Source organism: Lacrimispora xylanisolvens (genome assembly GCF_002934545.1).
Taxonomy (GTDB): Bacteria; Bacillota; Clostridia; order Lachnospirales; family Lachnospiraceae; genus Lacrimispora; species Lacrimispora xylanisolvens.
This window is the reverse complement of sequence record NZ_PTJA01000006.1, coordinates 165,125-188,758: the sequence shown is the minus strand read 5'-3', so window position 1 is coordinate 188,758 and position 23,634 is coordinate 165,125. Positions and strand designations below refer to the sequence as shown.

Sequence of the window (23,634 nt, the reverse complement as noted above, 5' to 3'; positions counted from 1 at the left end):
TAAAAGAAAGGAGAAATAAAGAATGAGACTAAAACCCTTAATGAATGAAATTGTCAGGAGAATAGTGCCGGCTTTTTTCACTCTTGCAGTACTTTTAGCAATGCCTGTAAATTCAATGGCGGCACAAGCACTCCCAACCATGCCCCCGGCAGGATATGACCAGGCAAGGAACAACGTTCCCCACGGGCAGATCAACAGTATTACTTATCAGTCATCAGCAACAAAAGGCCAGAGGAAGGCGAGAATTTACCTGCCACCAGGATATTCAACAAGCAACAAATACAGCGTTCTGTATTTATTGCACGGCTACGGCGGGAGTGAAGGTGATTGGTTTACAGGCGGAGGCGCAGCCAATGTTATTTTGGATAACCTCATTGCCGATGGAAAAATTCAGCCATTTATCATTGTAACACCAAATGCTAATACATCGTCTATATCTGATAGTAAGCTACCGGATGATATACTCAACAGCCTTATCCCATACATCGATTCACATTATTCCGTTTATACTGACCGTCTTCACAGAGCAATTGCCGGTCTTTCGTATGGTGGTCCGCAATCATATAATATTGGGTGTACAAATATGAACAAATTCGCCTATGTGGGAGGTTTTTCAGGCGGGGGACCTGTTGCCTATCCCACCAACAAACTGTTTCCGGATCCTGCAGCTACCCGTCAGCAGATGAAGCTATTGTTTCTTTGCATTGGAACCAATGATAATTTATCTTACAGTAACGGCATAGCTGATTTTTGTAAAAGCAATAATATCCCCTGCACCTATTATCAAATTCCAGGAAGAGGTCACGATTGGACTGTCTGGAAACCAAGTCTGTGGAATTTTGCACAAATGGCGTGCGCAAAAGGATTTACGGATTATAACATCCCAAAATCGGCATTCACACAGATCGAGGCAGATAGCTACAATAACCAGTCTGGAATCCAGACCGAAACTAGTAACCAGGGCGGAAATTAACCTATTAATAGGAGGTAATTTATGAAAAAAGTATGTAAAGTTGTAGTTTTCCTGATGGCTATTTCCCTATTTCAAACAACAGAGTGTTATGCAGACAATCCAATGGTACAAACGAATTATACTGCGGATCCTGCTCCGACGGTCTATAACGGGACTTGCTATTTGTATACGACTCATGACGAGGACACCATCGTCAATAATTTTTATACCATGAATGACTGGAGATGTTATTCATCCACCGACATGCAAAACTGGACGGATCATGGATCACCGTTGTCTTACAACACATTCAGTTGGGCAAAAGGCGATGCATGGGCTGGTCAGGTTATTAACAGGAACGGAAAGTTTTATTTCTACGGTCCGATGACCCGGAATAACGCCGGGGGCGCAAGGGTAATTGGTGTGGCAGTATCAGACAGCCCCACCGGGCCGTTCACCGATCCTCTTGGGAAACCATTAATCGCCAATAACGGGGCGCAGGATATCGACCCTACCGTGTTCATTGACGACAACGGACAGGCGTATCTCTACTGGGGAAACGGTAACCTCTATTATGTGAAGTTGAATCAGGATATGATTTCATATTCAGGCGGTATTGTCCAGGTATCTCCCAAACCAGCAAATTATGTGGAAGGTCCGTGGTTCTACAAGCGTAATAATTTATATTACATGGTATACGCAGGTATGACCGGAGGATCCGAAAATATCTCCTATGCGACCAGCAACAGTCCTACTGGGCCATGGACTTCTAAGGGAACTATTATGGGTTCACAAAACAGCTATACAAACCATCCGGGAGTAACCGATTATAAGGGAAATTCCTACCTTTTTTACCATACCGGTAATTTACCAGGAGGCGGAAGCTATCATCGTTCTGTTGGGGTGGAGCAATTCAAATACAATGCAGATGGTACAATTCCCAGTATTCCAATTACCAAAAATGGCCCAGGCCAGCTTGGTAATTTAGACCCATATGTTAAAACGGAAGCTGAAACAATTTGCTGGGAATCCGGTGTTAAGACAGAAAAATGCAGTGAAGGCGGAATGGATGTATGTAATATCGAAAACGGGGACTGGATAAAAGTAAAAGGTGTAGATTTTGGTTCCGGTGCGGCATCTTTTGAAGCAAGAGTGGCTTCGGCAACGAACGGCGGTAATATTGAGCTCCGCCTTGACAGCGAGAACGGGAAACTGGTGGGAACCTGTGCTGTACCAGGTACCGGAGGCTGGCAGACCTGGATAACTAAGACCTGTAATGTAAGCGGTGCAACAGGAGTACATGACCTATACTTAAAATTTACCGGCGGTAACGGTTATCTGTTTAACTTCAACTGGTGGAAGTTCACCGGCACAGGTGTAACTCCTGGACAGACATCAGCTTTCTCACAGATAGAAGCGGAAAGCTACAATACCCAGTCTGGAATCCAAACCGAAAGCTGCAGCGAAGGTGGGGAGGATGTGGGGTATATTGAAAACGGTGATTATGCAGTTTATAACAATATCGATTTCGGCAATGGTGCAGAAAGCTTTTACGCCAGAGTTGCCAGTTCCACCAGCGGAGGTAATATTGAGATCAGGCTTGATAGTATTACCGGTCCTTTAGCAGGGACTTGTCCGGTTGCCGGAACCGGAGGCTGGCAGACTTGGGCGGATGCAACGTGCAATGTTAGTGGGGTGAGCGGAAAACATGACTTATACCTGAAATTTACGGGAGGAAGCGGATACTTGTTCAACCTGAACTGGTTTAAGTTTACCGGAGGAAGTGTAACCGCCGGAGATCTCAAGTAAGGAGGTAATGTGGATTATGAAGTATATTGATTATTTTAAAACGACACCGATAATCGATTCCCTATCGTCTTCCTGTTGGGGCGCAGCAGCAGTGGGTCCTCGTGATCAATCCAACGGTTTGGAAGATAGGACCATGTCCAAGTATGCATACTGGGATGGAGGTATCATCAAGGGGCCGGATGGCACGTATCATATGTTTGCCAGCCGGTGGAATCAATCTGCCGGTCACAACGGGTGGTTTGGATCTGTGGCTGTTCATGCGACGAGCTCCAATCTTTATGGACCTTATACAGACAAAGGTATGTGCTGGTCCAACGATCAGGGCGGAAAAGGTCACAACGTGGTTCCGTTCCAACTAAAAGACGGGCGGTATGGGATTCTGGTGAGTGAAACCAGGCGGCCTGCTGACATTTTTGTCTCCAATTCCCTGGATGGGCCATGGTCAAAGCTGGGTAGTGTATCGATTACTCCAAATGCCTACTCATCCAAATATACAGCGTCCAATGTTTACATTATGCTTCGTCCGGATGGACGTTATGGGCTGATTGAAAGAGATGGGGTAATTGGTATTTCTGATAATGTCCTTGGACCTTACACCATTCAGGGTACCAATATTTATGAGAAGATTCCCGGTTGTCCCACAGTCAACATGGAGGATCCGGTTATGTGGTACAGTGGTGGCCTTTATCATATTATTGTCAATAAGTGGGACACACGTAAAGCGTATCACATCACTTCCCAAGATGGTATCAGCAACTGGAAATTAGAACCTGGATATGCCTATGACCCGACAGCGAATTTTATCCGCTATTCAAATGGTACGGTAAATCACTGGAATAAATTAGAACGTCCCAATGTGTATATGGAGAATGGCCATGTGGTTGCAATGACACTGGCGGCGATAGACGTTGCAAAAGACCAAGACTTGGGTAACGACAGTCATGGCAGTAAGGTTATCGTCATTCCCTTTGATGGTGCCGCATTAGATTCCGGGGGTGTTCAGCCAACACCTGACCCAAGATCAGCCTTTACACAGATTGAAGCGGAGAGTTACAATAACCAATCGGGAGTTCAAACCGAAAGCTGTGCGGAAGGCGGGGAAAATGTCGGATATATCGAAAACGGAGATTATGCCGTTTACAGCAATATTGATTTCGGCAGTGGTGCTGCAAGCTTTCAGGCCAGAGTTGCCAGTGCCACCAGCGGAGGGAATATTGAGATCAGGCTGGATGGTCCTAACGGGACTTTGACAGGGACTTGTCCGGTTGCCGGGACCGGGGGTTGGCAGACCTGGGCGGCTGCAACGTGCAATGTTAGTGGGGTGAGCGGTAAGCATGACCTATATCTGAAATTTACAGGAGGAAGCGGATACTTATTCAACCTGAACTGGTTCAAATTTGGTACAGGAAGTAATTAGGGAAGCTTGGAGGGGAGTTTCTTTGCTGTTGCAATAACGTCAATTCTTTCAAGAACGTCCGGTAAGAGAATTTATGTGAAAAGCTCTGGGAGTTCACAGCTCCTGGGGCCTTTCACATCCTTATTTATTATTGTAAAATCACACTATTTGAAAGGGGATTATTGAGTATGATAAAACGTAAGAATGAATTAAAATGTTTCGTTTTTTTAGTATTAACTACTCTTATAACTGGAAGTAATAATATTTCCAGTTCTGCAGGAACTGAAAGCAATACCACAGGTACTTTCAGCGTTCTTTCCTACAATATCGGAGGGCTGCCAGAAATGTTTTCCAGCAGTGGAGATCCTAAGAAATATATTCCTCAAATAGGATCAAAGCTTTATGCCTACGATTTAATAAATGTACAGGAAGATTTCAATTATCACGCCGCCCTCTATGCAAATGATACTCATGCATATAGAACCCCTACTTCTGGAGGAGCAGGAATTGGTGATGGTATGAATTTCCTGTCAAATTATCCATTTGGAGATACAGACCGTGAAACATGGACAGACCGTTATGGTAAGTTTGATTGCGGTAGTGATGAACTGACCCCAAAGGGATTTATGTACAATCAGGTTAAAATAGCAGATGGTGTCTATGTAGATGTTTATAATCTTCACGCAGATGCCGATACGGATCCGAAATCGGAGGCTGCAAGGCGTAGTAATTTAAATCAGCTTGCTACCTATATTGAGCAATATTCTCAGGGGCATGCAGTGATTGTGTTTGGAGATACCAATTGCAGATATACCCGGGCTGATGACGATTTAAAATCTTTATTTGTCGACAGACTGGACATGAGAGATGTCTGGATAGAAAAAATCAGAAATGGGATTTATCCGGAAAAGGGAGGAGAAGCATTGCTGGGGGTGTCCGGAGAGACCAGTGCCAACAATGAAGTTGTAGATAAAATTTTTTATCGAAGCGGTGCCGGTATTACGCTGAATCCCACCTCTTATAAGGTTGAAAATAGTTATTTCACCGACCTGGAGGGAAATCAGCTTTCTGATCACTATGCCATAAGTGCAAACTTTAGCTATACCAGGGATAATAGTATCGTTTACAGTGATCTATGGGGAGGATCTGGTGGGATAGCGTTCAATTTCTTAAGAAATCCATCACCAACATTCAGCAGACCTGTATCCGTTAGTATAAGGGGAGAAAATCGCGTGGATGCCGTATCAATGACCTATGGGGATGGTACAGTGCTTAGCAATGGTGGAACTGGCGGAACGCAGAAGACTTTGGCGTTGGAAAACGATGAATATATCATTCAGGCGGTTATTTATAAAAATACTTATAAGGGGTCAGACCGGGTATTCTATTTGGAGTTGACAACAAACAAAAACCGTGTTTTGGAAAGTGGAGTAAAAAGTGGAACCGCACTTACGTTAACTGCACCCGCAGGAACATATATTGCAGGATTTTTTGGGCGGGCAGAAGCTAATATTGATAAGATTGGAGCTATCTACAAAGCATTAGAATAACTGTTGTGTCGACATGGTCTATATTATGATATTATAGTATAATAATTTGGAATATTTGTGCTGTTAAATAAGCAAGTGAAAGGAATTTTATATGAAAGATAAATACAGAACGAAGGTAATTTCCAATTCTTATACTGATATTATCCCATATTATAATTACGAGACAACTGAACCAGGATGGCGTGACGGCATGGTTACTGGAAATGGAGAAAATGGAGTAATCTGTTCGTGCTCTCCATATTCTGAGACCCTTATCTATCAGAATATGTACTTTATAATGCCAACACCAGAACCTCGCTTTACGCCGCCTGAAGTAACAGCTGAACTTCATGAGGCCAGACAGGCAGTGATTAATTTTGATGATAGCTGGAATGTACATGACAGAATCCGTACCTATAATTATCGCTTTCATCCCGGTCACCAGGTCAGATTGAATATGCCGCAGGAAAAAACATTGGAATATGTTCGGGAGACGGATTTTGAATCAGGTGAGATCGTTGTCAGTTATACCGACAAGAACGGAACATGGACGAGAAGGACTTTTACATCAAGAGAAGACAATGTAACCATCACTAAAATCACCCAATCGGACGCTGGAATAAAAGTGAATATGGATCTATCAATCGATGATTTATCTTCAATGAAAAACTTCGGTAAGGATGCTTTTAATAAAGATGCAAAATGCGATGAAGAAAATTTGCAATATAAAAAGCTGGTGGATGAAGATGATACACATATCTCAATGGTAGTGCATTATCCTTCCTATGACGGTAGTGAACTTGCCGAAGGCGGATATGCAGGAGTTACCAGGGTGATTGCCGTTGGTGGAACGAAAAAAAAGGTGTCCGGAATTGACAGAAATGAAAAGATTAATGTAGGTAAGGAAAAAAATCCCGTGATCCGCATTACCGGTGCAGATGAAGTGTTTTTAATCACGAAGACTGCCCGTACACATCAGATGGGAAAATTACACCAATTTGCAACCCAAAAAAATTACGATCTGGTCAATGAATTGTTGTCTGATACTGAGGAAATTGTTAAGAAATACACGGATGAAACAGGTAACTTTTCATATGAGTCCGCACTTACCCCTCATGCGAAAAAGCAGTCATCGTTATTTAATGCGGTATCATTTTGTCTTGGTTCGGATACAGATAAAGACAAAGGCGTATTTAATGAAGAATTGTTAAGGAAACAAAAGAACAATAGCGAGCTATTGAATGCAATTGTTGAAAGAGCCTATAATCAGGGCCGATATGTACAGATATGTTGTGCAGGCAACTCGGCTCCACGGCTTTGCGGACTGTGGACAGGTGAATGGAATCCCGGATGGAGCGGCGCCTATACAATGGATGCCAATGTAAATTTTCAGGTTTCTGGAATGAATACAGGCAATGTTATGGATGCGTCAATTGGATACATTTATTTTGTCCTTAGACAGGCGAAGGATTGGGAAGAGAATGCAGCCAAGGTTTACGGTATGAAAGATGCACTCCTTGTGCCTGTAAATACAGATGGCGATTGTGCTCTAATGTTCGAGTATGATCAATATTATCCGTTTCAATACTGGAATGCTGGCGCTAGCTGGATTCTTCTGCCAATCTATGAGTTCTGGCAATGTTTTGGGGATTGCAAGATACCTGTCAACGATAAAATTAGTCACCTGTATAACCGGGAATATCTGAATCTGGTGGAGGATATTCTCCATCCACTCCTTTTAAAGCAGGCAAATTTCTGGAGGCAGTTGTTCACTCCTGAATATTATACAGATATTAATGGGAGGGCATGCTACAAAGAGGGAAAGAGGAACCTGGAACCCGGAGAAAAATATATCATTATTCCATCCTATTCACCTGAAAACAGACCGAAAGGATATAACAGCCCAATTACAGCTAATGCCACAATGGATATTTCTGCTGCGCGGGATGGACTAAAAATGATAATAGAAATTGAAAAAGCGCTGGCTTACAATGGATATGAAACGGATGTGGATAAATGGCTGAAACTAATGGACCTGCTCCCGGAATATAAATATGATAGTACGGGAACTTTATGTGAATGGGCAATGAATGAATATGCAGAAAACAATGAACATCGTCATATAAGTCACTTATATTGTGCATGGCCTGCCTATGAAATTCAGAATAATGGTAAACTTGTAGCAGCTTGTAATTCAGCTATCGCAAATAGAAATAGAGAAAACGCTGGTAAGGATGACACTGCATCACATGGGTGGGTCCACAAAGCACTGGTTGCTGCCAGGCTTAAGAATGGAGAATCTGCATATGATCTGCTCCATACAATTATGTCCAGTAACATCTATTTCACATCCTTAATGACGGATCATAATACCGACCGGAGTGCGGGGGTGTATTGCACAGATACATCTTTAGGGACTGTAGGAATTATCAATGAAATGCTTCTATATTCAAACACAGGAGAGGTTGAATTTCTTCCTGCATTACCATCAAAATGGAAAATGGGATCCATCAGTGGAATTATGGCAAGGACGAATGCACAGGTCACTAAGCTTCAATGGGATCTTGAAAAAGGTATCATTCTTGCGGCTATTCTTTCCTATGCCGAACAAACAATCAGGATTGGATTTGGGATAGGAAAAGGTGCTTTTCAAACAATCAATGGAGCTGTCTATAATAGCGGTGATGGAGTAAAATTTGGTAAAGACGAAGAGATTATTATCATTATGAAAATGGAAACCTGCTCTCATGGCATTGATGATACTGAGGAGGACGAGAATGAATAAATTTGAGCAATTAATAAAATACATACCAATAATCCAAGCCGATAAATTTGGTGAGTGGATTATAGATAAGGAAAACGATGGTACACCAGAGCGTCCGATCCATATGCCATTTGTTAATTATTCGAAGACGGTGGATTCCTTCCAGGAAGACTTATACAAATTCTGCGAGGAGCACCCGGAATATGAACATACCCGTTATGGTGAGACACTGGAAGCGAATGGACTGAAATGGAGCATAGAATCAATGGAAGAGGCTGATGTATCAAAATTAGCTGCAAAATGCGTGATAGCTCTTTTAATCGGAGCTGTAAGAGCAGAGCGTTTCTGCGATGGCGCATTATTAAGCTTTTTTAATAGCGGGTGTATATTGCGTTGGCTTGAGCGTTTGAAAACAATAGACGAAGGCGGTGTGTTTAATGAGGATTAATCCGGCCTATCCCAAAACTTATGCAGCAACAAAAAATATTCTTCACGGCAGTTTATAATTGTAACGTGCCCACCTGTTTTAAAATGATACTCATTGGCATTAGGGCAGAGCTCCAGCATCTCTTTGCGCTGCATTGGATTGGCCAAATTATCAGATTCGCTGTCTACGATCAGAATATCCTTCGGTCTGTTTATGTACGGCTCAGAAGTAAATATGTGGTTAAAGAGGAAATCTTCCATACAGTCTGCCATGGTGTAAAAATCCTGCTTGGTTATTCTTTTAAAATCCTCTTTGCAAAGTGCAATTAACTTATCTGTATCAGTTTTTCCGGATTGCAGCCGCAGTTTTGGGCAAAACGCTCTGCCCAGCCCATATGTCAATACGGAAACTGGCAGCACTTTAAGTATTTTACGCATTTTGCTGTAAATCCTGACTTCTGACGCATTCGTGGTGTTGACATCACTTGGATTCATGGATGTCAGGCTGTGGGAAAATACTATTTTATCAGCAATACCGGGGTACTGCTTTATAAGGTTTTGAAGATAAACGCCACCATTTGAATTGCCGATAACACTGCACTTTGTTACCTGTTCGGCATCCAGAACAGCTTTGAGGCCTTTCGCTGTGTCGGCAAACGTATGCATAGGAGGAACGGAAAGCGCTATTGTTATAAATTCTTCCCGGAACTCCTCAGCCAGCGGAAGCCCCAGCAAGTGCCCCGTAATATTTGAAAGTATGGCAAGTAAAAAGCGCTTTCCCTTCCCGCTAACCGTGTATCTCCAACGGTTACCATCTATTGTCAGAACCTTTTCCACTGCTGTGAAATTATCAAAATCGTATTTTTTTATGATAGAAATACTCATTGCCTTCCCTCGCTTTCATGGTACAGTTGCAACATGAATTTTTCCACTTCCAGAAACTCATTTTTGATTATTAATTCATCAATCTGTCCGGTGGTGGCAAGTATATTTAAACCATGTAACATGATATAAATGCGGTGACTTAACAGCTTAATATGCTCTTTATTTTTGTAAACCTTTTTAAGTATTGTATTAATTGCATTTATTGTGTTCAAATAGGCTTCTTTCATTTTCTCTTTTCTTATATCCGGGGGAAAACTGAAAAAGTACGGGTAAAATATACAGTTTAGCGTATTTTCAAAATTCATCATATCCCCTTTTTCAAGCTGGTAATATAAGCGAAAAGCCTTTATCAGACTTTCAATGTCCTTTACATCGGAAAATATCCCCCATACGTCACTGGTTTCGTTCTCAACAATGTCTAAAAAGATTTCTTCCACAGAATGGTAGTGGTAATAAAGTCCCCCGACCGACAGTTTAAGCGCTTCGCTTATGTCCGCCATTGTAACGGCTGAGTAACCTTTCTCAATTATAAGTAATCTTGTTGCCTGCTGAATATCCAGCTTTCTTTTGCTTCCTTTTTTCATTGTTTATCCTCCACTATAAAACCGAGTGTACCCTCTGTTTTAACGTTAGCATATAATTCTTAACCAGTCAATAAAATTTTTATGATGGTCTATTTCAATAGAAAGTGGTAAAATAATCTACGTAAATTACACATAAGGAAATGGAGAAAATGATAAACGTGGAGTTATTTCACTCATTAGAAGCTGAAAAGATCTGTTTTAAGCCGTTAAGTATGAACCATGTGAATGCCATACATAGCTATGCGTCGGATAAGGAAGTATCACGATTTATTGGCTGGAATTTAATGAGTTCAATAGATGAGACGAGACAGTATGTAAAAACAATGCTGGAACGTGAGTCCGCCGGTACGCATCTCTATGCCTCCGTTGCTATTAAATCAACAGGGGAGATCATCGGGACAGCCATGCTATTTAATTTTGATAAGGTAGCAAACCAAGCGGAAATTGGTTATGTATTCCATCGGGATCACTGGGGTAAGGGTTACGGCTCAGAGTGTGTTGCAATGATTTGCAATTTTGCTTTTGAAACATTAAAACTGCATAAACTTCATGCCAGTGTTGCAGATGCAAATATTGGCTCTGCCCGGATATTAATTAAGAATGGATTTGAGCTGGAAGGCCGGCTAAAAGATAACTATTATGTAGATGGTAAGTATTACGATGCCTTACAGTTGGGTAAAATTCAATAAAGTGGCAATAAACACTGTGCCTTATCGATTTAGTCTTCTATATTCAGAGGGAAGTAAATTAGTAATATCTTTAAAGGCAGCGGTAAATTTACTCTGTGATTGATATCCCACATTATTTGCAATTTCAGAAATATGGTAATCGGTTGTTCTAAGTAATTCCATGGCTTTTTTCATACGATATTCCTTCATATACGAAGCAATGGGTGCGCCGTATACCGATTTGAAAGTTTCTTTAAGAGCAGAGGTATTGATAAAAAATTTCTTTGATAACTCATCGATTGTGAAGTATTGTTCCAGGTTTTGTGTTAATAAAGAATGAATTTCATTAATCAGATTCACCTGTTGCTCATAATAGGGATTTACGATCTTTTCTTCACAGACATCCATAGAAAGAAGAAGGATAATGAGTTCTTGTACTTTTAATTTATAATACGCAGTTTTCATAGTACAGGGAGCATTGTACAAATCATTAAAAATTTGTATGACTTTGTTATTTTGTTGTACAAATACTGGTTTCGGAAGGGCACAGAATTTTTGATAAAGATTCTGCCCGCTGACGCCAGCTTCTTTTAGTATTTCCGGTAAGGTTGTAGCAATTCTGGTGATATCAATAGTAATGCTGACACCATTGTAGTAATGAAGTGGAAATGTCAATTCAGAGTTTGCACAACGTGTCATTGAATGGATCGATAAATCACCAGCTCCAAGGTAAATGTTTGTTCCATTATTCATATTCCATCCCATGCTTCCATCCTGGCAATAATTTATTTCTATTACATGTTCAAATGCTTCGTGTCGTGAATATACTTTGGAACCAAGAAAACGGTAAAACAAAAGTTCAATTCCGGTGAATAGAGGAAAATCTTCCATCTGTCCTTTGCTTCGGTTATCCATTTCTACTGTGATATGACTGGATGAAATGATTGTATCATTATCATCACCAGAATAATTCGTAATTTCATATTTGCCAATGGGAATATGCTGCAAGTTTTTTTTTAGTAACACTGGTAAGCTTTCTTTCATGTTTTTCACCTCTTTTCTATCAAGAGAAGTATTTATGTCAATGGGCAGGATATTTCAATAAGCCGTTCAATGGTTTTGTGCATTAAATCGGCCTGTGGTGTTTCGGCAGCTTTATAATAAACCTCTTTTCCTTCACGGTGGCTTACGATTAATCCAGAAGTTTTTAAAAACTTTAAATGGTGTGAGAGTGCAGGGCTGCTCATTCCCATGATGGCGGATAAATTAATAACGCATTCTTCACAGTGGCATAAAATCCAAAAAATTCTAATCCGATTGCTATCATCAAGCAATTTGAAAATATCTGATGCTGTCTGAAAGTCTTCAAGTTTAGGCATATGATCAAAACGTGTATCCAAATTTTCTCCATGATCGTGTGGGAGTTTAAAATCAGACATAATAGAGTTCCTTTCTAAACAATTAAGTAAGTGTTTAATCATATTGTAAGTTGAATCAGGAATATTGTCAATTGCTTCATATTACTAATAGTAGAATGCCCATTTATTCCATATAGTTAAATTATTCGCCCGAATGGTATAAACACTAGTGATTCTATTGACTTGAAAAATCATAGGAGATATAATCAGGTCATCAATTAAACAATTACTTAATTGTTGAATGATAATAACTGAAAGGAGCAACTTACGATGAAAAAGACTTATAAAATTGAGGTCGACTGTGCGAACTGTGCAAACTTAATGGAGGATGCTGCAAAAAAGACATCTGGAGTAAAAGAAGCCGTAGTAAACTTCATGACACAAAAAATGAACGTAGAGTTTGAAGAGGGGCAGGATGTAAGTGCAGTAATGCAGGAAGTTTTAAAGAACTGCAAAAAGGTAGAACAGGATTGTGAGATATTTATCTAAGTTAACCTTATAAACAACATGGAGAAGCAGCTCATTACAACGAAAGAAGATTTTCATGGAGCTGCTTTTCCATGTTTTAAAACCAATATAAAAATCTATCGATTTTATTTTATATGAAAAGACAGGGTAAGGAGGAAAGATTATGAATAAGAAGCAGAAAAAAATGCTTGGTCGAATTATTCTATCTGCAATATTAATTGTTGTTTTAGAACAATTACCAATTGCAGGAATGTTGAGATTTGGATTATTTTTAGTCCCATACTTAATTATCGGGTATGATATTTTAATTAAGGCGTTCAATGGAATCAGGAACAAACAGGTTTTTGATGAAAACTTTTTAATGGCAGTAGCAACAATTGGAGCAATGATGGTAGGTATCTTTGGGGAAGGGGACTATACTGAGGCAATTGCTGTTATGCTTTTTTATCAGGTTGGTGAGTTGTTCCAAAGTTATGCTGTTGGAAAAAGCAGGAAAAATATAAGCGAATTAATGGATATCCGTCCTGATTATGCCAACGTAGAAAGAAACGGAAAGTTAGAACGAGTTGACCCAGACGAAGTAGGTATTGGAAGCGTTATAATAGTGCAGCCAGGTGAAAAAGTACCGCTTGATGGTGTTATTATTGAAGGAGAATCCAGTCTGAATACAAGCGCCTTAACAGGCGAAAGTCTACCAAGAGAAGCAGTAATTGGTGATGAGATTATTAGTGGGTGTATCAATATGACCAGTGTTTTAAAGATACAAACAACAAAAGAATTTGGAGAGTCAACCGTATCAAAAATTCTGGATTTAGTTGAGAATGCAAGTTCTCGTAAGTCAAAATCAGAAGATTTTATTTCTAAATTTGCCAAAGTATATACACCATTAGTTTGTTATAGTGCTTTAGCATTGGCTATCATTCCACCCCTTGTTCGTATGTTGGGTATGGGGCTTTCACCGGACTGGACAGATTGGATTTATCGTGCTTTGACATTTCTTGTAATCAGTTGCCCATGTGCACTCGTAATAAGTATCCCTTTAAGTTTCTTTGCAGGGATCGGTGGAGCAAGTAAAGAAGGAATTTTAGTCAAAGGTTCAAATTACATGGAAACATTATCAAAAACAAAATATGTTGTTTTTGATAAAACTGGCACGTTAACTCAGGGTGTATTCGAGGTAAATGGAATTCATCATAATGAAATGGAAGATTCAAAATTAATAGAATATGCAGCATTAGTCGAGAGTGCATCATCCCATCCCATAAGTAAAAGCTTACAGAAAGCATATGGAAAAGAAATCGATCGTTCCAGAGTGACAGATACTAAGGAAATCAGTGGAAATGGTATTACTGCAAAGGTTGATGGCATTGAAGTTGCAGCAGGAAATGCGAAATTAATGAATCGACTCAATGTAAAATATATTGATTGTCATCATGTGGGAACAATTATTCATATGGCGATTAACGGAGTCTATGCCGGGCATATCATAATTTCAGATATTATCAAACCACATTCGGCTGAGGCTATCAGATCACTGAAAAAGGCAGGAATTGAAAAAGCAGTTATGTTGACTGGAGACGCGAAAGCTGTTGCGGAATCAGTGGCAAAATCATTAGGAATGGATGAAGTTTACAGTGAACTTCTTCCAGGAGATAAAGTTTCTAAGGTAGAAGAATTATTAAACATCAAGTCAGAAAAAGCGAAGCTGGCCTTTGTTGGGGATGGCATTAATGATGCCCCAGTGCTTTCAAGGGCAGATATTGGTATTGCCATGGGAGCTATGGGATCAGATGCAGCGATTGAAGCGGCAGATGTAGTGTTAATGGATGATAATCCAATCAAAATTGCAAAAGCGATTAAGATATCCAGAAAATGTATTCGTATTGTATATCAAAATATTGTATTTGCGATCGGAATTAAATTTATTGTATTAGTATTAGGTGCTCTTGGTATTGCTAACATGTGGCTGGCGATATTTGCAGACGTAGGTGTAACAATTATTGCGGTATTAAATGCAATCCGTGTTTTATTTGTAAAAAAACTTTAAATGAAAGGAGACGGGGTTAATGAGTAACAATATTGAAATTCCCATTAAAGGCAATGACAAGATAATTCAAATGACGGAATTCTTTAAGGTATTAGGCGACCCCGTCCGAATTAAAATACTTAGTTTGTTATACTGTGATGAATTATGCGTAAATGAATTATGCGTAAATGAATTAGCTGAAATTCTGGAAGCATCTGCATCATCAATTTCGCATCAACTCAGAATTTTGAGGGTGAATCGATTTGTTAATAAACGCAGAGATGGAAAATTGGTCTATTATTCTCTTGCAAATGAACAATGCTGGATAATGAAACATATTACTCAAAAGATAAATGACTCTGCTTTAAATATGAATTTTTAATTGTAAAATGATTGCTTGACAAAATGATTTAGCAGCTATATAATTTGATGTGGTGATAAGAATGAAAGTCGAACTCATGGAGAGAATTTACTCTCTGATTAATATTTTTAACGCGGAATCTAAACAAGCGAGAGACTACGGAACAGGAGATTTATTGCATCATTCAGAGGTTCATTTGATTGTGGCAATGTTTAACCACAAGGATGCAAATGCAAGCGAACTGGCGCAGGCGTTGGGGGTTACCAACGGAGCCGTTACACAGGTTGCAAATAAGCTTGTTAAAAAAGGTCTGATTGAAAGATATAAGGAAAACGGAAATAAAAAAGACACCTTTTTTCGGTTAACCAGGCAAGGTGAAACAGTCTATTATGGGCATGAGCGCCACCATGAGGAAATGCATGCAGATGCAATAAAGTTTATGAATTCCCTGAATGAAAATGATGTTAATGTAATTATTACATTATTTGATAAATTGACCGAAAAAATGCCTCCCTGTTAGGAAGGACGTTTTTTTGAACAATGTTTTAGTTGCTAAAACATTGTTAATTGTTTGTGCCTATTTTTTTTACTATACAGTTAGTCATTACTTACTATATTACGAGTCTGCTATATGTTTTAGCTACTAAATTATTTTCTAAGCTGTATGCGCGCAGATGTATTAAAAGCACGATCTTGTATGATTGTACTGAGAATTATACTGGATATTAATTCTCAAACAATATAAAAAACAACGAGGAGGAAAGAGGATGGATAGTTTAAGTCAACAAAAAGAAGATAAATCATATGAAGTGAAAAAATTGAATGGGACACCCCGGTTTATCAGCCGGATCACATCCATTGGTTTGTCAATCGGCACTGTCGTTGAGGTGGTTCAAAATAAGCGTAAGTCTCCTTTGCTTATTTACGCAAGGGACACAATGATCGCCATAAGCAAAAAAGAAGCGGCAAATATTTTAGTAGAGGAGGTGTAACCGATGCAGGCTGTTGCACAAAAAAACATTACCATAGGCCTTATGGGTCAGCCCAATACAGGCAAATCTACCCTTTTTAACGGACTGACAGGTTCCAGGCAGCACGTAGGAAACTGGGCTGGAAAAACAGTTGAGCAAAAGCAAGGGGAATTTACTTATAACAATACAACCTACAATATTGTAGACCTTCCGGGAACATATAGTCTGGCAGCCAATTCTGAAGAGGAGCTGATCACCAGAAACTACGTTTATTCCAGTAAAAGTGATGCCATAGTCGTAATGATAGATGCTTCACAATTAGAACGAAGCATGTACCTGCTATCCGATTTTATCGGTGTCCGCGTTCCTTTGGTTGTCGTGCCAACGATGATTGATGTGGCTGAGAAAAATGGCAAGAAAATTGATTATAAGAAGCTGGAACAACGTCTTGGGGTCCCTGTTGTTCCTATTGTAGCTACGCAAAAGGATGGCATTTCCAGGTTTTTAAGCCGATTAGAGGCGGCTACGAGCCATAAGAAGTATATTGAAACGAATTTCATTACGCAAAAATACCACGAGAGTTTTGGAACAGATTTTGATAAGGTGATAGCCGCGCTTCCTAAAAGCGGGATTGGAAATTACAGCTCCCAATGGATTGCTGCCAAGTTGTTTGAGGGTGATGACAACATTAAGACGCTGGCAAAAGAAAAGTCAGACCAGTCTTCATGGAAAACAGTAGAGTCTATTCTTGATTCTTACAGTGATGGCGCAATTATTGGCGCTAATTGTAAGTATGAATGGATTGATCATGTTTTAGCAAACGCGGTGCAGGCTCCTCCAAAAACGAGGCAAAAGAAAAGCGGCTTTGACAGGATAGCAATCCACCCTATCTGGGGGAAGCCTTTGGCGGTTGTTTTAGTTTTGCTTGGATTTATTGTAAGTATTATTGTTGCTTTAATCGCTAAGGTAATCACAGAAGTTGTCACGACGCTTGCTGCTCAGGCTGGGGTGGCTCTGCTGGCAGCGGGAACGGCTCCGTTTTTGGTGTCCCTGATCGTCGAAGCACTGGTACCTGGTCTCTTGATGGTTATGTACATGGTGGCCTTTGTATCAGGTGTAAGCTTTGTATTTGGATTTATGGAGGATGTTGGATACATGGCAAGAGTCGCCTATGTATTTGACAACCTGATGTCAAAGCTTGGTCTCCACGGAAAATCGGTCATGCCGTTTCTGATGAGTTTTGGTTGTACCATTGGCGGTGTCTCAGGCGCAAGGGTCATTGATTCTTCCAGACAACGTTTGATTACAATTGCAACCAGCTGGGCCGTTCCCTGCGCAGGAACATGGGGTGTGGTAGGTCTTATGAGCAGCCTGTTTTTCGGAGTAAACGCCGTTTGGGTTATAATCAGCTTGTTCGCGGTGGCAATTCTGCACATGAAATTTACCTCCTGGTTTTTTGAAAGAGGGCTTCCCCAGCAGGAAGGAGAGGCAGGACTCATTATGGAGCTTCCTCCTTATCATAAACCAAACTGGAAAACAATCTTTAACTATGTATGGTCAAGAATAAAAGGAGTCGCTTCTAAAGCGCTCAGCGTAATTATGGTGGTCGCGATTGTTATTTGGCTTCTGTCCTATACCTCCACCGGAAATATTGAAAACAGTGCAATTTATGCAGTCGGTAAGTTCTTGGAGCCAGTGGGTTCTATTTTCGGGCTTAGCTGGCAGCTTGTCATTGCGTTTATTGTGTCGGCGATGGGAAAAGAAGCTGCGCTGGGCGCGATAGCGGTCCTGTTTGGTGCAGGCACAGGCGTTTCCAGTCTGGCAGGAACGTTGGTTACCAGTTCTGTTGCCATCAATCAGACTGGATTGGAAGCTGCTTTATTATCAGCCGTGCAGGCACCTCAGGCCTTGGCGTTTATATTTGCCTTCTTCTTTAATGTTCCCTGCATGGCTGCGGTTGCTGCTTCGGCAAGTGAGAGCCAGTCCTACAAATGGACATTAAAAGTGGCGGCTTACTATTTCATTACCGCACTTATACTGGCAGGTGTCGTTTATCGGATTGCATTACTAATTTTTTAAAGCCGGTCTTTGGTAATTGTAAGAATGGAAAGCGTATCGGCGGTAACAGGGTTACTCTGCCGGTACGCTTTGCTTATATAGGGAGGTGAAATTATGCTGCTGAACAATATTCTTTTGGAGGTTGGCAAAGGAAACATCATCAGCTATAGCGATTTAGCTGAAAAACTAAATACGGATATAGGCGTGATTGATGCGGCAATCCGACAGCTTTGCCAGATGAAATATTTATATACCCCATCAGGAAGCGGCGGTAGCTGCGGAGAATCGTGTCATGGCTGCAGTTTTTCCGGATCCTGTGGATTTAGTGATAAAGGGGCAAAAATCTTGACGATTACAGAGAGTGGAAATCGTTACTTAAAGACCTTGTCAGACCCGTGATTTTTATGTATTGATAATTTTTTTGAATACAGGTTAGACAACACTTACTGCGTTAATCCAAGCTGCGGAGATGAGCTGGCCATTGTGGTGAAGTTTTCCGGAACGACCATTGAGGATATTGCCTTCAGCAATAAACTATGTAGAGAAAGGAGGGGTTATATTGAATAATAAGGAACTGTCTGCTTCCCTGCAAAATTACATTCAGGCGATTTATACACTTACCTCCCGTGGTGATGAGGGTGTGCGGATAATTGATATTGCGGCCGAAATTGGTGTTACAAAAACAAGTACATTTGTTGCAATGAAAAAACTGGAAAAAGAGAAGCTGATATTTCGTGATGCCAGCAGACTGGTGTGCCTTACAGAGGAAGGCGAGTATCAGGCTGTTCTGGCACTGGATAAGGCCGAGATTATCCGAACATTTTTTGTTGATGTGCTCGGTCTCTCCCCTGAAATTGCCGATGCCGATGCTAATGCGCTGGAGCATATCACCAGCATAGAAACTCTTTGCCATATATGCAGATACAACTACAAAATCAGCAATAAGTCCGGATGCTCTGGAAAATGTCACTTAAAATCGCACAGTGTGTAGAACCATTGTATGTTAATGCATAATCGATTTAATTAATTAAAGCCCTTCTTGCAGATTAGTGTAAGACGGGCTCCCTTTTTATACGACATAAACAATAATGCTTAGACACGACTCTAAGTGTTTGACGGCTTATTTATGTCATTATGATCCTTTTGTTTATTCTCCAACATATATTTTAATGGATCATAGCCGGCCTGTGGATTAGCTATATAGGAATCATAAAAACTTATTTTTAAATTAACAATCGTCAGATTCTTTTTCATATCATCTATCTGCCTGAGGATTGACTTACGGTGATTAACCATTATCTGTCTTCGTTCTGGGGCGGTTCCTTCGCCCTGCATGCATAAATCGATATATTGCTTAATTTCCTTGACTTGCATTCCTGTATTTTTAAGGCAGCAAATCAGTTTTAACACATCAAGGTCTCCTTCACTAAACTGTCGGTTTCCAGTGCTGTTTCGGGTGACAAAGGGAAGAAGTCCTTCTTTATCATAAAAGCGGATCGTATAAACGGATATATCGCAAATTTTTGAAACTTCATTAATAGTATACACGGCTAAGATCTCCTGTAAAAATAATTTTATATATACTTGACTTCGATAGAACTCCAACTGGTACTATAAGTATAAAGTACAATCTAAAAACTTTCAAGACTGGAAATTACCTGGGAAGGAAATTTAAAGTTTAACCGTGTATATTTGATAGGAGGTTATAGATGATAAACATATACGGATTACCGAGGAACACTTTTCTTTAGTGAAACTGCGGCATTACGCAGGAGTTAAGAAAACTATAAAATAAAAGGAGTGTTAATGATGAAAGAAAATAAAAAGAGTAATTGGAGCATAGCAGATATACCCTCACAAAAAGGCCGTTCGGTTGTTATTACAGGAACCGGTGGAATTGGATACGAAACAGCATTGGCGATGACTAGGGCGGGAGCCGAAGTTATAATGGCGGGCCGAAATAGAGATAAGGGTGCCGAGGCCATTAAAAAAATTAAAAAATTGATTCCAGCTGGAAATATATGTTTTGAAAAACTGGATTTGGCGGATTTGGCATCAATAGAAGCATTTGGCGAACAGATAAGGGCACAACGCAAAAGTCTGGATATATTAATTAACAATGCAGCAGTAATGAATCCACCTCTGCGTAAGATTACAATTGATGGATTTGAGCTTCAAATGGGAACAAATTATCTTGGACATTTTGCGTTAACAGCACAGTTGCTTCCTCTTTTACAGAAAGGAAACAAGCCTCGTGTGGTCACTTTGAGTAGTTTGGCTCATCTCCAAGGAGCTATAAACTTTGATGATTTACAATCGGATTTTAATTACAAACCAATGGTAAGCTATTCACAGTCAAAGCTCGCGTGCTTAATGTTTGCATTTGAACTACAACGGCGAAGTGATGCAGCTGGCTGGGGAATTAGCAGCATGGGTGCACATCCGGGGATATCAAGAACAGAATTGATCCCGAATGGGGCCGGAAAGAATAGCCCCGCGGGTATGGTTCGGAGGCTATTTGGACCGATCTTATTTCAAGCGGCTGCTCATGGAGCGTGGCCTTCACTTTATGCGGCAACCGCAAATGAAGCAAAAGGCGGCGTATATTATGGCCCTTCCAGAATGAATGAGATGAGAGGGTGCCCAACAGTAGCTAAAATTGCACCACAGGCAAAGGATGTTGCAGTTGCTTCAAAGCTTTGGGAAGTATCTGAAAAGCTCACAAACGTAAAGTTGGTTTAAAATACATTATTTTTTTTGATTGAATAATTTTACAATTTATCATAAAATAAATAAAGATTTCAGCACTAGGCTTATTGCAGTTTTGTTATTTAAAATCTAAGGAGGCCCTCATGACTAAAATCAGATATGCTATAATAGGAAATGGATTCCGGGCAATGGCTTTTTTAAGAATAGGCCTTGTTCTATCTGAAAAATTTGAAGTAACTTCTGTTTTTTTTCGAAACAAAGAGAAAGCAGCTGAATTTTCCCAAACCCATTCCGTTCCAACAGCTTTAACCTTAAAGGAATGCTTATCTGCGAATCCTGATTTTGTGGTGATAGCCATTGGAAGGGATGGAAATCCTGAGATGATAAAGCGGTTAATCCCTTATGGCATTCCAATGTTAGTGGAGACTCCGCCTGCCATGAACTTAAATGACCTTCATTCCCTGTGGGATACTTCTGTCAAACAAGATGCCAAGATTCAGATTGCAGAACAATATTTTTTACAGCCGCTTTATGAGGCGAAATTAAAGGCTCTAAAAAAGGGAATATTAGGCGAGGTTCATAACTTATCCATATCCTGGGCTCATGACTATCACGGGGTCAGTTTAATACGAAAACTGCTAGGAGTTGGATTTGAAACAGCCCGAATAATTGGTAAAAACTATGAATTTCCTGTGACGGTCACCGACTCCAGAGATGGAATTAAGACGGATGGAGAGGTGGTGATTGCTGACCGGTCAAGATACACCATAGAATTTGAAAGCGGAAAAGTAGCTTTTTATGATTTCGCGTCTAATATACAATACCGTTCCAAAATCCGAACCCGTCACCTGAATATACAGGGGGTTCGCGGTGAAATGGATGATGATGTGGTACGAAGCCTGACCAAAGATAACCAGCCGTTAGTTCAAACCTTTCAGAATACCCAGAACATTAATACATTATCTACTTATTCCATTAATCTTGGAGGGGATTGTCTCTATAATAATCCTTTTGCAGGGGAACGGCTTACGGATGATGAAGTTGCCATGTTACGCTGTCTCCTTGGAATGAAAGAATATCTATTGACTGGTAACAGTTTTTATTCCTTTGCAGAGGGATGCCAGGATAACTATTTTTTCTTATTGATGCAGGAAGCTCTAAAGCAGCCGCATACAACCATAAAAACAGAAGTTCAACCATGGAATTAATTAAGGCCGGAAAGCGCAATACAACTAGTTTTCTGTTAATAAAGGGCGGGATTCTTTGGAATTCCGCCCTGATGTTAACACTTCTTTAGACAAGCAAACTGCACACACATATCAGGATTAGTGCAAATATTGTTTTATCCAGCCAATATATTCTTTCTCTCTTCGAATGGCAAGGTCAAGTATTAAAAAATGACCGTAGTTTTTAGAACGTGAAATCTCATCCTTAAACAGCAGATTCTTTCGCTTTTTTAAATGGGCTAGTTTTGAAACATGTAATCGATATTGCTCAGACAGCATTTCTTGAATGCGTTTGTCATTTTTATCGTGAATAAAATATAATTTAAGAATAAATTCATCTTTGTTTATGGGAAGTTCTCCGGTAGGGGTTTCCTCCCATTCACTCAGTACCCTTCGTCCTTTATCTGTAACGGTATAATATGTCTTTTCAAGCTTATTCCCGAATAAACCAGTCTCAGATGAAATATATCCCTGCTCTTCTAAGCGCTTTAATTCTAAGTATATCTGGCTATGCTTTGCAGACCAGAATTCACCAATTTCTGTTTCGAATAATTTTTTCAAATCATATCCCGTTTTTTTCTCGTTTTCCAGCAAGCCTAAAAGAATATATTTTAATAAATTTTTTTGTGCCATATCACTCCTCCAAAAATCTGGTTGACATTTTATTTATTATAGTATAGCATAAATATTGACAATTTAATATGTAATTAATTACATGTTTTTAATGACATAATAATGGAGGAAAAATGAATGTCAGAAAAAATTTTTAAAGATTTATCAGATTTTATAGGAACACATTTTATTTATACTTACGATAATGGCTGGGAATATGAATGGTATGCAAAGAATGACCATACGGTGGATTACAGAATTCATGGAGGAATGGTAGCCGGACGTTGGGTTACTGATCAGGAAGCAACTATTGTAAAACTGACAGATGGGGTATTTAAGATTACCTGGACAGAGCCTACTGGTACAGATGTAGCGCTGGATTTTATGCCAAACGAAAGAAAACTGCATGGTGTGATTTTCTTCCCTAAATGGGTGCATGAGCATCCGGAAATTACAGTTACTTATCAGAATGAACATATAGACACTATGCTGGAGGCAAGAGAGAAGTACGACACTTACCCCAAATATCTTGTTCCGGAATTTGCAACAATTACCTATATTGGAGATGCTGGTATTGACAATAATGATGTTATTAATGAAGCACCTTATAAAGGAATGACCGATAGCATCAGGAATGGAAGTTTTTATGATGAAAATTATAAACATAAAAAATCTATTAAATAATCGATAGTTCATATTACACTCCCATCTTGGCAGACAAGGATAAAATCCTGTTTACTGAAAGGGAGTGTTTTATTTGTAATAAGACTTT

The 23,634-nt window shown here is 39.9% G+C and carries 24 protein-coding genes; 18 read left to right on the top strand and 6 right to left on the bottom strand.

Going from position 1 to position 23,634, the window contains the following annotated elements; all coding sequences use genetic code 11:
• The first annotated feature begins 22 nt into the window (after positions 1–22).
• The 6 genes from BXY41_RS12920 to BXY41_RS12895 all read left to right on the top strand — a co-directional run bounded on the left by BXY41_RS12920 (position 23) and on the right by BXY41_RS12895 (position 8,898).
• Positions 23–973 carry an alpha/beta hydrolase gene (locus tag BXY41_RS12920; RefSeq protein ID WP_242980194.1) on the top strand — a complete coding sequence of 317 codons (951 nt, stop codon included), beginning with the start codon at positions 23–25 and terminating at the stop codon, positions 971–973.
• Between the two features lie 21 nt (positions 974–994).
• Entirely contained in the window at positions 995–2,761 is a 1,767-nt protein-coding gene (locus BXY41_RS12915; RefSeq protein WP_104437269.1) for a glycoside hydrolase family 43 protein, read from the top strand.
• A gap of 16 nt (positions 2,762–2,777) precedes the next feature.
• On the top strand, positions 2,778–4,178 hold the full coding sequence (locus BXY41_RS12910) for a carbohydrate-binding protein (protein WP_242980193.1): 1,401 nt from the start codon (positions 2,778–2,780) through the stop codon (positions 4,176–4,178).
• A 167-nt stretch (positions 4,179–4,345) separates the two neighbouring features.
• The gene (locus tag BXY41_RS12905) at positions 4,346–5,707 is read left to right on the top strand and encodes a jacalin-like lectin (protein ID WP_104437268.1); all 1,362 of its coding nucleotides are present in this window, start codon (positions 4,346–4,348) and stop codon (positions 5,705–5,707) included.
• Positions 5,708–5,798: 91 nt separating this feature from the next.
• On the top strand, positions 5,799–8,471 hold the full coding sequence (locus BXY41_RS12900) for a glycosyl hydrolase family 95 catalytic domain-containing protein (protein ID WP_104437267.1): 2,673 nt from the start codon (positions 5,799–5,801) through the stop codon (positions 8,469–8,471).
• Positions 8,464–8,898 carry a DUF6508 domain-containing protein gene (locus BXY41_RS12895; RefSeq protein ID WP_104437266.1) on the top strand — a complete coding sequence of 145 codons (435 nt, stop codon included), beginning with the start codon at positions 8,464–8,466 and terminating at the stop codon, positions 8,896–8,898. The genes BXY41_RS12900 and BXY41_RS12895 overlap by 8 nt, the downstream gene beginning before the upstream one ends.
• Here BXY41_RS12895 and BXY41_RS12890 read toward each other — a convergent pair.
• Together BXY41_RS12890 and BXY41_RS12885 are read right to left on the bottom strand one after the other, a co-directional pair.
• On the bottom strand, positions 8,895–9,761 hold the full coding sequence (locus BXY41_RS12890) for an alpha/beta fold hydrolase (protein ID WP_104437265.1): 867 nt from the start codon (positions 9,759–9,761) through the stop codon (positions 8,895–8,897). The genes BXY41_RS12895 and BXY41_RS12890 overlap by 4 nt on opposite strands.
• Positions 9,758–10,345, bottom strand: coding sequence for a TetR/AcrR family transcriptional regulator (locus BXY41_RS12885; RefSeq protein ID WP_104437264.1), 588 nt, complete (start codon positions 10,343–10,345; stop codon positions 9,758–9,760). Before BXY41_RS12885 ends, BXY41_RS12890 begins: the two co-directional genes overlap by 4 nt.
• A gap of 149 nt (positions 10,346–10,494) precedes the next feature.
• Here BXY41_RS12885 and BXY41_RS12880 point away from each other — a divergent pair, with 149 nt between their 5' ends.
• Positions 10,495–11,034 carry a GNAT family N-acetyltransferase gene (locus BXY41_RS12880; protein WP_341457834.1) on the top strand — a complete coding sequence of 180 codons (540 nt, stop codon included), beginning with the start codon at positions 10,495–10,497 and terminating at the stop codon, positions 11,032–11,034.
• Positions 11,035–11,055: 21 nt separating this feature from the next.
• Here the strand turns inward: BXY41_RS12880 and BXY41_RS12875 are convergent, their stop codons facing one another.
• The gene (locus BXY41_RS12875) at positions 11,056–12,057 is read right to left on the bottom strand and encodes a helix-turn-helix domain-containing protein (protein ID WP_104437263.1); all 1,002 of its coding nucleotides are present in this window, start codon (positions 12,055–12,057) and stop codon (positions 11,056–11,058) included.
• A 32-nt stretch (positions 12,058–12,089) separates the two neighbouring features.
• Positions 12,090–12,452, bottom strand: coding sequence for an ArsR/SmtB family transcription factor (locus tag BXY41_RS12870; protein WP_104437262.1), 363 nt, complete (start codon positions 12,450–12,452; stop codon positions 12,090–12,092).
• Between the two features lie 249 nt (positions 12,453–12,701).
• On the opposite strand from BXY41_RS12870, the gene BXY41_RS12865 reads away from it, so the two are divergent.
• The 8 genes from BXY41_RS12865 to BXY41_RS12830 all read left to right on the top strand — a co-directional run bounded on the left by BXY41_RS12865 (position 12,702) and on the right by BXY41_RS12830 (position 19,306).
• The gene (locus BXY41_RS12865; RefSeq protein WP_104437261.1) at positions 12,702–12,920 is read left to right on the top strand and encodes a cation transporter; all 219 of its coding nucleotides are present in this window, start codon (positions 12,702–12,704) and stop codon (positions 12,918–12,920) included.
• Between the two features lie 142 nt (positions 12,921–13,062).
• The gene (locus BXY41_RS12860; protein ID WP_104437260.1) at positions 13,063–14,946 is read left to right on the top strand and encodes a heavy metal translocating P-type ATPase; all 1,884 of its coding nucleotides are present in this window, start codon (positions 13,063–13,065) and stop codon (positions 14,944–14,946) included.
• 19 nt (positions 14,947–14,965) lie between these two features.
• On the top strand, positions 14,966–15,307 hold the full coding sequence (locus BXY41_RS12855; RefSeq protein ID WP_104437259.1) for an ArsR/SmtB family transcription factor: 342 nt from the start codon (positions 14,966–14,968) through the stop codon (positions 15,305–15,307).
• A gap of 61 nt (positions 15,308–15,368) precedes the next feature.
• A complete protein-coding gene (locus tag BXY41_RS12850) occupies positions 15,369–15,806 on the top strand; it encodes a MarR family winged helix-turn-helix transcriptional regulator (protein ID WP_104437258.1) in 438 nt (145 codons plus the stop codon).
• Between the two features lie 247 nt (positions 15,807–16,053).
• Positions 16,054–16,278 carry a FeoA family protein gene (locus tag BXY41_RS12845; RefSeq protein WP_104437257.1) on the top strand — a complete coding sequence of 75 codons (225 nt, stop codon included), beginning with the start codon at positions 16,054–16,056 and terminating at the stop codon, positions 16,276–16,278.
• 3 nt (positions 16,279–16,281) lie between these two features.
• A complete protein-coding gene (gene feoB, locus BXY41_RS12840; RefSeq protein ID WP_104437256.1) occupies positions 16,282–18,336 on the top strand; it encodes a ferrous iron transport protein B in 2,055 nt (684 codons plus the stop codon).
• Positions 18,337–18,429: 93 nt separating this feature from the next.
• Positions 18,430–18,714, top strand: a complete 285-nt coding sequence (locus tag BXY41_RS12835; protein ID WP_104437255.1) for a hypothetical protein — start codon at positions 18,430–18,432, stop codon at positions 18,712–18,714.
• A 160-nt stretch (positions 18,715–18,874) separates the two neighbouring features.
• Positions 18,875–19,306 carry a metal-dependent transcriptional regulator gene (locus BXY41_RS12830; RefSeq protein WP_104437254.1) on the top strand — a complete coding sequence of 144 codons (432 nt, stop codon included), beginning with the start codon at positions 18,875–18,877 and terminating at the stop codon, positions 19,304–19,306.
• Between the two features lie 113 nt (positions 19,307–19,419).
• Here BXY41_RS12830 and BXY41_RS12825 read toward each other — a convergent pair whose 3' ends face one another.
• Complete coding sequence (locus BXY41_RS12825; protein ID WP_104437253.1) at positions 19,420–19,863, bottom strand: MerR family transcriptional regulator; 444 nt, start codon at positions 19,861–19,863, stop codon at positions 19,420–19,422.
• Between the two features lie 258 nt (positions 19,864–20,121).
• Between BXY41_RS12825 and BXY41_RS12820 the strand changes: the two genes are divergently transcribed.
• Positions 20,122–21,057 (top strand): SDR family oxidoreductase, encoded by a 936-nt coding sequence (locus tag BXY41_RS12820; RefSeq protein ID WP_242980192.1) that lies wholly within the window; start codon positions 20,122–20,124, stop codon positions 21,055–21,057.
• 110 nt (positions 21,058–21,167) lie between these two features.
• A complete protein-coding gene (locus tag BXY41_RS12815) occupies positions 21,168–22,232 on the top strand; it encodes a Gfo/Idh/MocA family protein (RefSeq protein WP_104437251.1) in 1,065 nt (354 codons plus the stop codon).
• Between the two features lie 117 nt (positions 22,233–22,349).
• Here BXY41_RS12815 and BXY41_RS12810 read toward each other — a convergent pair whose 3' ends face one another.
• A complete protein-coding gene (locus BXY41_RS12810; RefSeq protein ID WP_104437250.1) occupies positions 22,350–22,883 on the bottom strand; it encodes a PadR family transcriptional regulator in 534 nt (177 codons plus the stop codon).
• Between the two features lie 117 nt (positions 22,884–23,000).
• On the opposite strand from BXY41_RS12810, the gene BXY41_RS12805 reads away from it, so the two are divergent.
• Positions 23,001–23,546 carry a phenolic acid decarboxylase gene (locus BXY41_RS12805; protein WP_104437249.1) on the top strand — a complete coding sequence of 182 codons (546 nt, stop codon included), beginning with the start codon at positions 23,001–23,003 and terminating at the stop codon, positions 23,544–23,546.
• Positions 23,547–23,634 lie beyond the last annotated feature (88 nt).